The sequence below is a fragment of the uncultured Marinobacter sp. genome, from assembly GCF_947488835.1.
In the GTDB taxonomy this organism is placed as follows: Bacteria; Pseudomonadota; Gammaproteobacteria; order Pseudomonadales; family Oleiphilaceae; genus Marinobacter.
Map to the genome: position 1 here is coordinate 327,880 of NZ_CANLBK010000004.1, position 13,375 is coordinate 341,254.

Consider the following 13,375-nt stretch of genomic DNA (forward strand, 5'->3'; position numbering starts at 1 on the left):
GGTTCGATGAATCAGCTGAACAGTTCTTGCAGCTTTTCGCCGGGCTCTGGCGCGCGCATGAACGACTCGCCAATGAGGAATCCGTAAATACCGCGCTCGGTCATGGCCTGCACGTCTGCGCGGGTCATAATGCCGCTTTCGGTAATGGCCAAACGGTCAGGGCCAATGCGCTGATGCAGATCGAAGGTGGTGTTCAGCGACACGTCGAAGGTGTGCAAGTTGCGGTTGTTGATGCCCACCAACGGCGTACTGAGGGTCAGGGCGTCATCCATTTCTTCGCTGTTGTGCACTTCGACCAGCACATCCAGCCCAATTTCATGGGCGATACCCTCCAGTTCCTGCATCTGGTCTTTGGTAAGGCAGGCGGCAATGAGGAGGATGCAGTCGGCACCAATGGTGCGGGCTTCGTACACTTGATAAGGCGCGACCATGAAGTCTTTGCGGATGACGGGCAGGCTGCAGGCATTGCGGGCAGCGATCAGATAGTCTTCGTGGCCCTGGAAAAAGTCGTGGTCAGTAAGTACTGACAAGCAGGCAGCGCCGCCTTTTTCGTAGCTTTCGGCGATTTTGGCGGGCTCAAATGGGTCGCGCAGTATGCCTTTGCTGGGGGAGGCTTTTTTGATTTCGGCAATGACGGCTGGTGTGCCGGCTTCAACTCTCTGACGCATGGCGTTGGCGAAGCCCCTTGTCGCAGGCTGGTCGCCGGACATGGCCGTGAGATCTTCCAGGCTCGTTTGCCGTTTGCGAAAGTCGATTTCTTCCCACTTTCTTTCTACGATTTTGCGCAGGATGGTGGGGGTTTTGTCGTTTTGCTTGTTCATTAGAATTTCCTGGCTCAGAAGCAGTGTGAAAAGTCTGCCAGTTCCGCGAGTTTTCCGGCCGCCAGGCCAGAGCCCATTGCGTCCAAAGCCATTTCCACGCCCATTTTGGCGGTCGGAGCCAGGCCGGCTACATAAATGGCGGCGCCGGCGTTCAGGGCGATCATGTCGCGGGCTTTTTCGGCCATTTCATCGTGGCCTCGGCCGAAGGCGGCTTTGATCAGGTTCAGGGACTCTTCTGCAGTATCCACGGACAGCCCCACCAGAGTCTGGCTCTTTATGCCGAGGTCTTCCGGGGTTATCTGGTATTCGGTGATCTCGCCATCTTTCAGTTCTGCCACATGGGTAACGCTGGCCAGGCTGATTTCATCCAGGCCGTCTTTGGAGGCCACCACCATAATGTGTTCAGAGCCCAGCTTGTGCAGTACTTCGGCCATGGGGCGGCAGAGGGCTCGGCTGAATACACCAACCAATTGCCGTTTAACGCCCGCCGGGTTGGTCATGGGGCCCAGTATGTTGAACAGAGTGCGGCAGCCCATTTCTTTGCGCGGGCCCACGGCGTGTTTCATGGCACCGTGATGGCTTGGGGCGAACATGAAGCCGACGCCGATTTGTTCTACGCAGCGGGCGACCTGTTCAGGCGTAAGGCTCAGGTTGATGCCTGCTTGTTCAATCAGGTCGGCACTGCCGCTTTTGGAGGACACTGCGCGGTTGCCATGTTTGGCAACAAAGCCGCCAGCGGCAGCAACAACGAAAGCGGAGGCAGAGGAAACGTTGAACAGGTTGGCGCCGTCACCGCCGGTGCCCACGATATCAACCAGTGGCTCGGCTTTGATGGTTACGCCGGAAACCAGCTCGCGCATGACTTCCACAGCGCCGGTGATTTCATCGACGGTTTCACTTTTTATCCGCAAACCCATGAGCAGAGCGCCGATCTGGGCGTCGGTGGCTTCGCCGTTCATCACGATGCGCATCACGCTTTTCATTTCTTCCCGGGACATGTCGAGGTTTTCGGCAACCCGGTTCAGTGCGTCTTTCATGTTCATTAGCTGTTGCCTTCTTATTGGGTTCGCAGGAAGTTGCGCAGCAGTTCGTGGCCCTGTTCGCTCATGATGGATTCCGGGTGGAACTGCACGCCCTCAACGGCCAGGGTTTTATGGCGCACGCCCATAATCTCTTCCATGCTGCCGTCGCTGTTGCGAGTCCAGGCGGTTACTTCCAGGCAGTCCGGCAGGGTGTTCTGATCAATCACCAGGCTGTGGTAACGGGTGGCTTGCAGCGGGTTATTCAAACCCCGGAAAACGCCCGAGTCTTTGTGATAAACCGCGGACACCTTGCCATGCATCACGCGCCCGGCGCGAATTGTATCGCCGCCAAATACCTGCCCTATGGACTGATGGCCCAGACAAATGCCCAGAATTGGAAGCTTGCCGGCAAAATGACGAATCGCTTCCATGGAAATACCCGCATCGTCAGGTGTGCAGGGGCCGGGTGAAACCACCAGCCGTTCCGGATTCAGTGCCTCGATTTCGTCAATGGTGATCTCATCGTTCCGGTACACCTGAACGTCGGTACCCAGCTCGGCAAAATACTGGACAATGTTGTAGGTGAAGCTGTCGTAGTTATCAATCATCAGCAGCATAGCGATCGGGACCGTATGTTCTAGCAGTGGATGTGTTCGCCATGCGGGCGGCGCTGTTTAAAAGGAGATATACAGCACACCTTGCCTGAGGTTTGGCGCAAACAAGCAGAGGATTATTGCAGTCCCCCGCCTTGGGTACAATATCGGGCGGGCTGGGAGGCCTTTAATAAGCCTGTGGCTGAAGAGAAAATGCCGTGCTTTAGCACACTGAGTTCGCTGGTGGGCATGATGAACGCGCGAGTGGTTGAAGGCGTGGCAATTCGCACCATGCTGGTTGGCTCTGGTGAAGGTTACTGTATTGGTTGGGAGCCAGTTCTCAGGCTTTACTGAAAAAAGGCGTCGCTGTTAGTAAGCTTTTGATATGGTTGCTGGAGTGAAGCGCTGGTTCGAATTTGGAGAGGCGGAGTTATACGAACGCATTCGCAAAACTCCAGAACTAATCAGGGGAAAATACGGTAACTAGCTGATAGGGGTTGAAATTTGAAACGGGAAGGGTGGAATTATACGGCCATGGTGGAATCGGTAGTAGCTAATAAAGGGCGTATAAATCCGGCGGTAGCCGTGGTGGCAAATCCTCAAGTGGCTGTTTTATTTGAAGAAGGTTTTGTTTTTGGGCGTGCGTTCTAATGGAGTTTTACGAATGCGTGATATAAGAACTCGTTCGTATAATTAGCTGTTAACTGTGCGGCCAAAGGCTAAAAGTTGAAGTCGAGGAAGATGATTTGAAATGAGTGCTGAGATATTTTTTATTTTAGCTGGGGTGTGGGTACTTGGCGGGCTGGGCATAATGTTTTCGTTACTCAAGGCCAAACCCTTCAAGCTTTTATGCGGTGGGGTAGGGCTTCTCCTCTATGGATCTCTGGCCGCCATAGCTGCAAGCATGGACGGTGCTATGCTTGATTTTCCAGCGCTCGAAATGGCGGGCAACCTCTTGACCGTCTTTTTCTCAGTAATCAGCAGCATCATGATTGGCTCAGCTTGGTCGGAGCTGCGTGCTCGTTATCAGGCCAGTTAACAAGGCAATCAAATTCGTTCCGGCCCGAAGGGCCTCCACCGGACGCCCTTGTCAGGGCGCCGTTTATTGCTGGCGTTAGATTTTTCACAGGTATGCTGAATGAAGCATTGGACAGAGCCCAACGGGATATTCCTGATTCAAATTCCAACAGAGTGGCAATACCTCAACCCTGTTGTGGAAGGCGAAGAGGAAAAGTCCCCATACAGCTTTCAGCCCTATGAAAACGCTAACGGGTGCTTTCAGATTAGCTGTTATCCACTAGAGGAAATAGCACCTAAACTTGCAGGTGAGTATCCGAACGGTGTGCCCGAGCTTAGATGGCGACCTTCCAGGATGGATGATTCAGAGTTCTGTGTTCACATGTTTTATGGGGCTTCAGCAGATCAGGCTTTGATCGGTAAATATATCCATGATGCAAGTCTTGATAACGATGAAAAGATAAATAAAGAACTCCGCTTAGTTCATAAAATTTTAAAATCTGTGGTTATTGTCCCTCCCGGAGACCGAAAGCTAGCCTCTGATATGGAAAAGTTTGATCGATTCCAAGGAGCGTTGGCTGCATCGTATGACCTTCTGGATAACGCGATAGAATCAGATTCCTTTGTCGAAGTGATTGCCGTTTCCGCCAATCAGATTGATGCATTTCTAAGGTTGAGCATAGTCATCGCCATTCAACTGAAGAATCAGACGGACGAGGTCCCAATAAAATATCTTTTTCAAGCAGAAGATGAACGAGGCTTGATGGAGCGAAAAATATATGATGATGCTCTTAAATATAATGTCATTAAAGACAATGACCACAAAGAGCTGAATTCGTTGTATAAGTTAAGAAATCGCGTGATACACAGGTATATCATATCTAACATAAAGACCCGCGACTTACCTGGGATTGCGCTCAGATATGTTGATGCATGTGAGAAAGTGCGTTTAGTACTACGAGATCTTGAGAATAAACAAAAGGATTGTCAGTATGGCGTTTACGGCAAAAAATTCATGAAATCTTCCGAGCCTGATCATGAGGCAATAAAACGGTTATTTGCTGATGTTAACGATAAGCACCTTATTCGTAAATTCGCGAGGAAGGTCACGAATGATTGAATATAACAAATGCAGGCAAGGGACGCTCCTGACGTCGCGCCCCTGCTGCAAGCGTTGAGGCTGTAGAAAAACCCCGAAATCGCGCCTCGGTTTGATAGGATTGAGCAAACAGACACGGAGCCGTCGGAAGGCCTCGCTTCAAGCACTACAACTACGACCAGGATGCCATGGTCGTCATCAATTATCAGGAGCAGATCCAGGGCTATAACGGCGTGGCCACGGTGTACAAGAAACGCCAGATCATCATCGGTGCCCAAGTCTTCGGCGAAGTTCAGAAACACCACACCTTAAAGCCCGTGTTGGAGACGGTTCAGCAGCGCTATAAAAAAACTGGGTATCGCCGACAACGTTTATCAAAACGGCGCGGTTGCTTCAGTGCCACCACTGTCCGAAGAAGCACGGCAAATTACGGACAATTAGCGGAATGATACAGCCATGAACAGTCCTCAGAGGACCAGTTCGGCAGTGTTTAAGGCTAAATGCAGCTAATGTCCCAGTGTTGCAAAAAGAATAACGAACTTGCGCCAGTTGATCGCAAGTGATGTAAGAACAACAATAAAGCTGTGGATCAGGCTTTGTAGCAGTTACTGGTTAAGCCACTGATTTCAGGGCATAAGAACATCCGGCGCTCCTACGGCCGGTAGCTCGATCAGGGCGTGGCTGGTATTGGAGCTGCCTAGTAGTGCTTTGACCAGTAGCTTGTAGGAGTCCAGGTCAAAGGTGACCGACTGGCCAGACAGGGAGAGATCATAGAGCTCTTGTTCGTCATGCACCGTGGTCACGTGAATCCAGTTATAGATCACCAGAATATCGGGCTGAGCCCCGTCATCCCGATTCTCCACGATAGCGACCGGCCCTTTCCATGGCCAGGTTTGTAAACGCAGTTGATGAAAGGCGATCTGTGCCCTCAGGTTGTAACGGGTTACGTCTTCAATTCCTTCGCAGGCCCCTTTGCATCGCCCTAGCGCGCGCTGAAAACAGGGGCCTTCGCGTTCGGGCTCCAGGCCCAGCAGTTGGTTACACAGTTCGTTTTTTGTGGCAATGCCGGTTAAGGCTCGCTCGGCATCGCGTTTGCTTCGAAACAGGCCGTAATAACTGGCAAGCCGATGCGGCTCTATTTCCCGCACCAGCCGCGCCTGCAGGTAACCGGAATTGTTCGGTGCCAGCTCGATGCTCACCAGGTTTTTCGCTGCGCGTGATCGCCGGTTGAAAAGCGGGCTGAGGGTTTTGATCTGTCGAAGTTCCAGCAACAGTGCTCCGAGTTCGCCGGCGGTGTCGGTGTATTCGATCCGGCGCAAGCTTTCGGAAATACGCACGCCCTTGCTGGTGTTGTGATCGCCGGAAAAATGCGAAGCCACTCGTTGGGCAATATTGGTGCTCTTGCCCACATACAGAAGCACGTCGTTTTCGCCGTAAAATCGATAGACCCCTGGGCCGCGTGGCAAATCACTCAGGGTGTCTGGTGGCAGGTGTGAGGGAATGCTCGGCCTTTGCAGCAGGGTGGCAATGGCCGCCTCCATTTGAGTGTCGCCTTTTTCCGCCCTTGTGTGGGTGAAAAACTCGAGCATGGCTGCAACATCGCCCATGGCCCTGTGTCGCTGCACCTGTGCCAAGCCATGGCGTTCAATCAGCGTGTCCATGTTGTGCCTGCGAAACTCCGGATACAGGCGCCGGGACAGCTTCACCGTGCACAGAACCCGCGCTGAAAAAAGCCGCCCGAGCCGGCGGAACTCCGATTTTATGAATCCATAATCGAAGCGCGCGTTGTGGGCAACAAACACTGTGTCGCGCAACTTCTCTTCGAGAGTATCGGCTATGGTTTCAAACGCGGGTGCATCGGTGACCATCGCGTTGGAAATGCCGGTCAGTTGCTCGATAAAGGGGGAAATGCGCATGCCTGGATTGAGCAGTGTTTGCCACTCGCCCACAACCTCACCCGCGCGCCAGAAGCGGATCCCTATTTCAGTAATACGGTCGTGGGATGAGTTCCCGCCGGTGGTTTCAATGTCGAGAAACGCAAACGTGGTTTGTTCGAGATGGTTGGTTGTCATTGTCTCAAGCCACGCGACCGGCAGGTGTTCCGTTTATGATATTAGTGATCGTAATCGTTGTAGGTCATGGCAACCGCCTTGAAGATGGCCCGGCCCTTATTCATGGTTTCTTTCCATTCCATGCGGGGAACCGAATCGGCCACAATGCCCGCGCCGGCTTGAATGTGCAGGGTGTTGTCTTTGATCACGGCGGTGCGGATTGCTATGGCTGTATCCATGTTGCCGTTGAACGACAGGTAGCCCACCGCTCCGCCATACACGCCACGTTTTACCGGCTCCATTTCATCAATGATTTCCATGGCCCGAATCTTTGGCGCGCCGCTCAGTGTGCCTGCGGGCAGGGTAGCGCGTAGTACGTCCAGGCAACTGGTGTTTTTGTCGAGGCGGCCGGTCACGTTAGAGACAATGTGCATCACGTGTGAATAACGCTCCACGATCATTTTGTCGGTCAGGCGCACGGTGCCGGTTTCGGATACCCGGCCGGCGTCGTTGCGGCCCAGGTCTATGAGCATCAGATGCTCGGCGATTTCTTTCGGGTCGGCCAGCAGCTCTTTTTCCAGTGCCTTGTCTTCGGCATCGGTGGCGCCACGTTTGCGGGTGCCCGCAATGGGTCGTACGGTAACTTCTTCGTCTTCCACCCGCGCCAGAATCTCCGGTGACGATCCAACAATGTGGAAATCCTCAAGGTCGAGGAAGTACATATACGGCGACGGATTGAGCACCCGAAGCGAGCGATACAGGTTCAGTGGAGGGGCTTCAAACGGGATGGACATGCGCTGGGAAATGACGGTTTGCATCACGTCGCCGTCCAGCACGTAGCCTTTGATTTTATCCACGGCTGCTTCGAACTTGTCTTGCGAGAAGCCGGAAACAAAATCGCTTTCGTCCACTTCTTTGCCACGCAGGTGCTCTGGCGTGCGGGGCGCGTTGGCGGTGGTGCGGTGCAGCTGGTTTTCCAGTTCGTCGATGCGGGCCTGAGCCTGTGCATAGGCGCCTTCAATCGCCGGGTCTACATGTACGATCAAGTGCAGTTTGCCGCGCAGGTTGTCGAACACCACAATTTCGTTCGATACCATCAACAGAATATCCGGCGTGCCAATTTTGTCGGGCGGGCAGCTCTGGCGCAGGCGCTTCTCGATGTAACGCACTGTGTCGTACCCGAAGTAGCCTACCAATCCGCCATTAAAACGCGGTAGCTCCGGCAGGTCTGGCGCGTTGAAGCGCTTCTGGTATTCGTCGACAAAGGCGAGCGGGTCTTCCACTTCGGCCTGTTCCACCACTTTGCCGTTCTGGCTTACTTCGATGCGGTGGTCGTAGACTTTCAGCACTTCACGGGAAGGCAGGCCGATGATGGAATAACGGCCCCATTTCTCGCCGCCCTGTACCGATTCAAACAGGTAGGAGTAAGGCCCGCTGGCGAGCTTGAGATAAGTGCTTAATGGGGTGTCCATGTCCGCAAGTACTTCACGATACACGGGGATACGATTGAAGCCGGCTTGTGCCAACTTGAGGAATTGCTCGGAGTTCATGGTCGGGTTTCCTGGGATCTGATCTGCGTTCGAGCAGGCAAACAGTATTGTAGGTTTGGCCTGTCGGGTGGTGGCATCAAAGGAGCAGGTGCTCATTATCAGCCGGGCTGAGTGTTTTCAGCCGGTACGCCATCGCCACCATCGTGTTGCGCGGGTCGTAAGGGTGCCTCGCGCGGCAGTCAGATTCAGTCCCTGCACGGCAGGAATCTCCCGAATTGAAAAAAATTAAAGTCCAAGAGCTGAGAGGTTACAAAAGCTCGCTCAGGGAATCAACTACGGCGTCTGCACCCAGTGTCTGCACCGAACGGCCAAAGTTATAGCCATAAGTGACAGCAACACAGGGAATACCGGCAGCCTGAGCGGCGCTGACATCCGCTGCAGAGTCGCCAATCATAACGGTGGTCCCCCGGCTGCCGTTCAAGGTTTTCATGGCATGGAGCAGGGGGCCTGGGTCTGGCTTCCGTGTATCCAGCGTGTCGCCACCGATCACCAGCTTGAAGTGGTGGTCCAGCCCCAACTGCTTTAATAGCGGCCCAACAAACTGTTCTGGCTTGTTGGTCACCACGGCCATAGGGCAGTTGCGTTCGCTCAGGGATTCCAGGCAGGCTTTCACACCGGGGTATACCGCCGCATGTTGGCCATTGAGTTCCCGGTAGTTCGCATAAAATAGCGCCAGAGCATCGTCAAACAGGGCTTCATCTGCAGGGCGCGCAGGCTCCCAGTCGGCTTTGCCGGCCAGGGCACGTCGCATCAGTATGGGAGAGCCGTGGCCCACCCATTGGCGTACCTGTTCAAGCCCGGCGGGCTTGCGCCCAAGCTGCTCAAGGGTGCGGTCCACCGCTGCGGCAAGGTCTGGTGCGCTGTCTACCAGGGTGCCGTCGAGATCGAACAGGGCAACTCCGGGCCAGCGGGCGTTAAACAGTCCTGCGAGGCTCATTGGTTTTGTGCCTGGTGCCCCAGCGTGGTGCGGGCCTGCTCCAGCTCCTGACGCATGGCGTCGATGGTGGCTTTGTAGTCGTCCGTGTTGAAAATAGCAGAGCCTGCAACAAAGGTGTCTGCGCCGGCTTCGGCAATTTCACGGATATTGTCGACTTTTACGCCGCCATCTATCTCCAGCCGGATGTTGTAATTACTGGCGTCGATGCGCTTGCGGGCTTCCCGAAGCTTGTCGAGGGTGCCGGGGATAAACTTCTGACCACCAAAGCCCGGGTTGACCGACATCATCAGTACCATGTCGAGCTTATCCATCACGTGGTCCATGTGATGCAGTGGCGTGGCCGGGTTGAACACCAAACCTGCTTTGCAGCCACCCTCTCGAATCAATTGCAGGGAGCGGTCAATGTGCTGGGACGCCTCCGGGTGGAAGGTGATATAGCTGGCACCGGCGTCTATAAACATGCGGATCAGATCATCCACCGGCGACACCATCAGGTGCACGTCGATGGGTGCGGTAACACCGTGTTTACGGAGGGCTTCGCATACCATGGGCCCAATGGTCAGGTTGGGCACATAGTGGTTGTCCATAACGTCGAAGTGCACCACGTCTGCGCCTGCGGCCAGTACGTTATCCACCTCTTCGCCTAAACGGGCAAAATCAGCAGACAAAATGGATGGGGCAATCAGATAAGGATTCATCACGGTTCTCGCAAACAATTGGCAGCCATTAATAATAATGACAGTCTAACAGTACCAGAGCGTGTTTTCGTAGCCAGAGGAGCTGGAACTGTGCGCCGAATCAGAATAATTAGTAAAGGCATGTATCGCTGGCGCATTTCCGGTTGCCTGTTGATCGTTATGCTGGCAGTTGGCAGTACACCCGCAATTGCGCAGGATCAGGGCGCCGATGCTGAGCCCCCGTCATCCGCAGCGACCGAAGCGCGGGGTGTTGTTTCGTCCGGGTTGGGTGAGTGGGGCTTGAGCCAGCGCTTTCCAGACTCTGCACTCTGGCTTGAGCTTGAGGACGGCGCTCGCACACTGGCGCTGTTCTGGCCCGAGATGGAAACGCCAGCACGAGGCGCTGTGATCATTCTGGCGGATGAAGGCGAGAATGCGGAGTCAGGACTGGCTGGGGCTCTGGCTCGGGAATTGACCTATCGTAAACTGGCTGTGCTTAGCCTGGGGCTGGAAGCACCGCCAGCTGCCCTTGAGAAAATACTGGAGCGCCCCCGGATCGCACCCGAGGCCAAACCGGAAGGGCAGAGCCCAGACGCTGACAGTCCGGCCACGATTGACGTAATGGCGGTGGAAGCCCCAGGAGATCAGGAAGCAGCCTATCGGGAGCGTATTCGCGATGAGCTTGCGGCCGGAGCCGCGGAACTCACCACGCGTGAATATGAGCTGGTAGCTGTGGTCGGTATAGGACGGGGCAGTAATCATGTGGTGACCTACGCTGCAGAGCTGGGGGCGCCCCCTGCGCTGATCTGGGTGGGACCAAAATTTTACCCAGGCGATGCGGGGCAGCTGTCGGCCACACTGGAGAAAGCCGCTGTGCCGCGTATTCTGGAGTTATCTTTATCCGGTGATGGAGGGGAGCGAAAGGCGAGCTTGGCGAGGGCCGGGGTGCAAGGTTTTAGTCTGCAGGCTGTGGGTTCCGGCACGGAATTTTTGCCACGGGATGGAAAAGCGCTTGCGGGCAGGATAGCCGCCTGGTTAATACCGGATGCACGGCAATAGCGGATGCTGCGACATCAGAGGCGACGCCGAATCAAGTCCCAGGCCTGTTGGTAGGCTAGCAGCCGCTCTTTGGCCAGCGCCCGTTCGGTGGAGGTGAGTTGCTGTTGCGCCAGTTTGTCCGGATGGCACTCGGACACCTTTTTCCGGTATGCGCGTTTGATGGTTGCCACAGGGTCTCGCTTTGTAACACCCAGCAAGGTGCAGGCCTGTTCGAGGTTGACTGGTGTGGACGGCGCATTGCTGATATCACCCCATACCCGGCTGGCGTAGCTATCGAAAATGTCTTCGCTGATGCTGACCGGCATGCCAATGTGGTCAATCGTATCCTCGCAGCGGTAACGGCGGGGTTTGCCTGGTCGGCCTTTGAGTTGGGCGGCATGGCACAGGCATATCGCCATCTTCAGTGCAGGGGTGGGCCAGGCACGATGGCTGAGCCTGAGTGTCAGCCCGGTAAGTGGCGGCAGGCTTTCCGATGCTTTGCCGTGCTGAAAGCTGCTGATGGCCTTGTGTCTTTGGCGCTTTGACAGCCTTAGCGCTGTAATAAGGTTTTCTGCAAATTCTATGTCCAGCTCCGAAACCCGCCCCTCCGATTTCGCAATGTAACCCAGAAGAAAAAACAGAGGGCGCCGACACCAGCGGGGCAGGTTGGTTTGGCCAATCAGGATGTGTGCCTGGTGGCTGGACGCTGAAAGCTTATGCAGCAGGGTGGAAAATTCGGCTTCCATTCGCGGCGGCAGGGCGGGTTGCGCTGAATGAGTCGCCATCGGGCTAAGGCTCCTGAGCCGCCAGTTGCTGATCCAGCGCCCGTAAACGCTCAGGCGTTCCGACATCAACCCAGCTGCCAATGTGGTGCAGCCCGGCTACCCTGTTTTCTGCCATGGCTGTCCGCAGAACGGGCCCAAGCTTGCCCGCTTGATCAGTCAGCCCCTCAAACAGCCTTTTGTGCAGGAGGCTAATGCCGGTAAAGGTCAGCTTCTCGCCATCTTTGCCAGCACACTCTTCAGAAAGCAGGCCATTCTCGTTCAGGCAAAAATCGCCTTTTCGGTGATGCACCGGGTTGTCTGTCATCACCAGAATTGCGTCGAGAGAAGACTGCTCGTCTGATGCTGGCGGCTGCAACCGGGTCAGGTCAAAGTCGGTCCAGATGTCGCCGTTAATAACCATAAACCACTGGGTGTCGGTAGATTCGAGCAGCGGCAAAGCGCGGACAATACCGCCGGCAGTTTCCAGGGGTTCGCCTTCCCGTGAATAATGCAGACACAGGCCGAACCGTTCACCGTCGCCCAGGGTGTATTCAATTTGCTCACCCAGCCAGGCGTGGTTGATGATCACGTCCCGGAAACCGGCTTGGTTCAGATGCTCAAGATGATGTTCGATGAGCGGCTTGCCGCCAGCGCTGAGTAAGGGTTTGGGGGTCGTAAGGGTAAGTGGTCGCATACGCTCTCCCTTGCCGGCTGCAAGTATCATCGCTTTCACTGAATATGCTCCTGAGCCGGAACTGGGCCAATCAGCTCTTCAATTCGCGGCACAGCTACCGCAGCCAGCCAGTCATGGAAATGCCTCAATGCAGGTTGCTGCATGCTGGCGGTGAGCAGGTAGCCGACAGTGCGGGGAATGTCCTCCAGATAGCGAGTCTTGCCGTCGCGCATGGCAAGGCGTGCAAATATGCCCGCGGCTTTCAGATGGCGCTGCATGCCCATCAGTTCGAACCACTGGCGGAAGGTGTCCTGGTCTGCACGGTGCAGGCCTGCTTCAAGGGCCTGTTTGCGGAAATTTTCCAGCCACTCACAGATACGCTCCTCCGGCCAGCGGATATAGCAGTCTTTGAGCAGCGATACGGCGTCGTAAGTCACCGGGCCGGATACGGCATCCTGAAAATCGATCACGCCAGGGCGACTACTCTGCCCCCGCACCAGCAGGTTCCGGGAGTGGTAATCCCGGTGCACGGTTACCTCTGGCTGGGCGAGCGCGCTCTCCCGAAGTAATGCAAAGGTGGTGTCGAGCATGGACTTCTCGATGTTGTCGAGCTCCAGCCCCAGATAGCCTTCCAGCAACCAGTCGCGGAACAGTGCCATTTCACGATTCAGTAGTGCTGTATCATAGGCTGGCAGAGGGGAGTCCGGTTGTTCGGGAATCTGCTGGATCAGGATAAGCTCGTCCAGCGCTCCCTGGTAAAGAGAGTTTGCGGTATCCGGGGTTAGCTGGCCCAGCATCAAACGGTCGCCAAAGTCCTCCAGCAAAAGAAAACCGCGCACCGGGTCGGCTTCGAATATCCGGGGAACTGTAATTCCGGACTGTCGCCAGTGCCTGCCAATGTGAACGAAAGGCCCGCAGTCCTCCAGTTCAGGGGGCGAATCCATAACAATAAATGGGGTTTGGTTGCCGTTTACATCCGTTTTGCAGACCCGAAAGTAGCGCCGGAAACTGGCGTCGCCGGAAACGGGTTGGGCTTCGGCGTTCTCAAAGCCGGGGAACTGGCTGACCCAGGCGGTCAGCGTCTGCAGGCGGTTATCCATAGCTCGGGCTGTTATCCTGGAAAAGTGTGCATT

Annotated in this window: 14 protein-coding genes and 1 pseudogene; 5 read left to right on the top strand and 10 right to left on the bottom strand. The window is 55.2% G+C overall.

Features of this window, described 5'->3' with window-relative positions:
• Positions 1-11 precede the first annotated feature (11 nt).
• The 3 genes from trpC to Q0824_RS15130 are packed head-to-tail and all read right to left on the bottom strand — an operon-like array spanning position 12 to position 2,460.
• A complete protein-coding gene (trpC, locus tag Q0824_RS15120) occupies positions 12-821 on the bottom strand; it encodes an indole-3-glycerol phosphate synthase TrpC (protein WP_298452489.1) in 810 nt (269 codons plus the stop codon).
• A 14-nt stretch (positions 822-835) separates the two neighbouring features.
• Positions 836-1,864, bottom strand: coding sequence for an anthranilate phosphoribosyltransferase (gene trpD, locus Q0824_RS15125; protein ID WP_298452492.1), 1,029 nt, complete (start codon positions 1,862-1,864; stop codon positions 836-838).
• Positions 1,865-1,878: 14 nt separating this feature from the next.
• Positions 1,879-2,460 (bottom strand): aminodeoxychorismate/anthranilate synthase component II, encoded by a 582-nt coding sequence (locus tag Q0824_RS15130; RefSeq protein WP_298452495.1) that lies wholly within the window; start codon positions 2,458-2,460, stop codon positions 1,879-1,881.
• An 81-nt stretch (positions 2,461-2,541) separates the two neighbouring features.
• On the opposite strand from Q0824_RS15130, the gene Q0824_RS15135 reads away from it, so the two are divergent.
• The 4 genes and pseudogenes from Q0824_RS15135 to Q0824_RS15150 all read left to right on the top strand — a co-directional run.
• Positions 2,542-2,790, top strand: coding sequence for a hypothetical protein (locus tag Q0824_RS15135; RefSeq protein ID WP_298452498.1), 249 nt, complete (start codon positions 2,542-2,544; stop codon positions 2,788-2,790).
• Positions 2,791-3,187: 397 nt separating this feature from the next.
• Positions 3,188-3,475: a hypothetical protein gene (locus tag Q0824_RS15140; RefSeq protein ID WP_298452501.1), complete on the top strand. Its 288-nt coding sequence runs from the start codon at positions 3,188-3,190 to the stop codon at positions 3,473-3,475.
• A gap of 99 nt (positions 3,476-3,574) precedes the next feature.
• Positions 3,575-4,573, top strand: a complete 999-nt coding sequence (locus Q0824_RS15145; protein WP_298452504.1) for a hypothetical protein — start codon at positions 3,575-3,577, stop codon at positions 4,571-4,573.
• 194 nt (positions 4,574-4,767) lie between these two features.
• Positions 4,768-4,948: pseudogene (locus Q0824_RS15150) on the top strand (IS1182 family transposase); the annotation flags it as partial.
• A 230-nt stretch (positions 4,949-5,178) separates the two neighbouring features.
• On the opposite strand, the gene Q0824_RS15155 reads toward Q0824_RS15150, so the two are convergent.
• The 4 genes from Q0824_RS15155 to rpe form a co-directional block, all read right to left on the bottom strand.
• Positions 5,179-6,624, bottom strand: a complete 1,446-nt coding sequence (locus Q0824_RS15155) for an exonuclease domain-containing protein (RefSeq protein ID WP_298452508.1) — start codon at positions 6,622-6,624, stop codon at positions 5,179-5,181.
• A gap of 41 nt (positions 6,625-6,665) precedes the next feature.
• Positions 6,666-8,153 (bottom strand): anthranilate synthase component I, encoded by a 1,488-nt coding sequence (gene trpE, locus Q0824_RS15160; protein WP_298452510.1) that lies wholly within the window; start codon positions 8,151-8,153, stop codon positions 6,666-6,668.
• A 247-nt stretch (positions 8,154-8,400) separates the two neighbouring features.
• Complete coding sequence (locus tag Q0824_RS15165) at positions 8,401-9,090, bottom strand: phosphoglycolate phosphatase (RefSeq protein WP_298452513.1); 690 nt, start codon at positions 9,088-9,090, stop codon at positions 8,401-8,403.
• Entirely contained in the window at positions 9,087-9,788 is a 702-nt protein-coding gene (gene rpe, locus Q0824_RS15170; RefSeq protein WP_298452517.1) for a ribulose-phosphate 3-epimerase, read from the bottom strand. Before rpe ends, Q0824_RS15165 begins: the two co-directional genes overlap by 4 nt.
• 90 nt (positions 9,789-9,878) lie before the next feature.
• On the opposite strand from rpe, the gene Q0824_RS15175 reads away from it, so the two are divergent.
• Complete coding sequence (locus Q0824_RS15175) at positions 9,879-10,826, top strand: DUF3530 family protein (protein ID WP_298452519.1); 948 nt, start codon at positions 9,879-9,881, stop codon at positions 10,824-10,826.
• A 14-nt stretch (positions 10,827-10,840) separates the two neighbouring features.
• Here Q0824_RS15175 and Q0824_RS15180 read toward each other — a convergent pair whose 3' ends face one another.
• Genes Q0824_RS15180 through Q0824_RS15190 form a run of 3 tightly spaced genes read right to left on the bottom strand, consistent with a single transcriptional unit; the run spans position 10,841 to position 13,342 of the window.
• The gene (locus Q0824_RS15180; RefSeq protein ID WP_298452522.1) at positions 10,841-11,590 is read right to left on the bottom strand and encodes a molecular chaperone DjlA; all 750 of its coding nucleotides are present in this window, start codon (positions 11,588-11,590) and stop codon (positions 10,841-10,843) included.
• Between the two features lie 4 nt (positions 11,591-11,594).
• Complete coding sequence (murU, locus tag Q0824_RS15185) at positions 11,595-12,302, bottom strand: N-acetylmuramate alpha-1-phosphate uridylyltransferase MurU (protein ID WP_298452525.1); 708 nt, start codon at positions 12,300-12,302, stop codon at positions 11,595-11,597.
• Positions 12,299-13,342, bottom strand: coding sequence for a phosphotransferase (locus tag Q0824_RS15190; RefSeq protein ID WP_298452528.1), 1,044 nt, complete (start codon positions 13,340-13,342; stop codon positions 12,299-12,301). Before Q0824_RS15190 ends, murU begins: the two co-directional genes overlap by 4 nt.
• Positions 13,343-13,375 lie beyond the last annotated feature (33 nt).

Bases quoted from the DNA above. Each gene is read 5' to 3' on its own strand.
- trpC (WP_298452489.1), bottom strand. From the start codon at position 821: ATGAACAAGCAAAACGACAAAACCCCCACCATCCTGCGCAAAATCGTA.
- trpD (WP_298452492.1), bottom strand. From the start codon at position 1,864: ATGAACATGAAAGACGCACTGAACCGGGTTGCCGAAAACCTCGACATG.
- Q0824_RS15130 (WP_298452495.1), bottom strand. From the start codon at position 2,460: ATGCTGCTGATGATTGATAACTACGACAGCTTCACCTACAACATTGTC.
- Q0824_RS15140 (WP_298452501.1), top strand. From the start codon at position 3,188: ATGAGTGCTGAGATATTTTTTATTTTAGCTGGGGTGTGGGTACTTGGC.
- Q0824_RS15145 (WP_298452504.1), top strand. From the start codon at position 3,575: ATGAAGCATTGGACAGAGCCCAACGGGATATTCCTGATTCAAATTCCA.
- Q0824_RS15155 (WP_298452508.1), bottom strand. From the start codon at position 6,624: ATGACAACCAACCATCTCGAACAAACCACGTTTGCGTTTCTCGACATT.
- trpE (WP_298452510.1), bottom strand. From the start codon at position 8,153: ATGAACTCCGAGCAATTCCTCAAGTTGGCACAAGCCGGCTTCAATCGT.
- Q0824_RS15165 (WP_298452513.1), bottom strand. From the start codon at position 9,090: ATGAGCCTCGCAGGACTGTTTAACGCCCGCTGGCCCGGAGTTGCCCTG.
- rpe (WP_298452517.1), bottom strand. From the start codon at position 9,788: ATGAATCCTTATCTGATTGCCCCATCCATTTTGTCTGCTGATTTTGCC.
- Q0824_RS15180 (WP_298452522.1), bottom strand. From the start codon at position 11,590: ATGGCGACTCATTCAGCGCAACCCGCCCTGCCGCCGCGAATGGAAGCC.
- Q0824_RS15190 (WP_298452528.1), bottom strand. From the start codon at position 13,342: ATGGATAACCGCCTGCAGACGCTGACCGCCTGGGTCAGCCAGTTCCCC.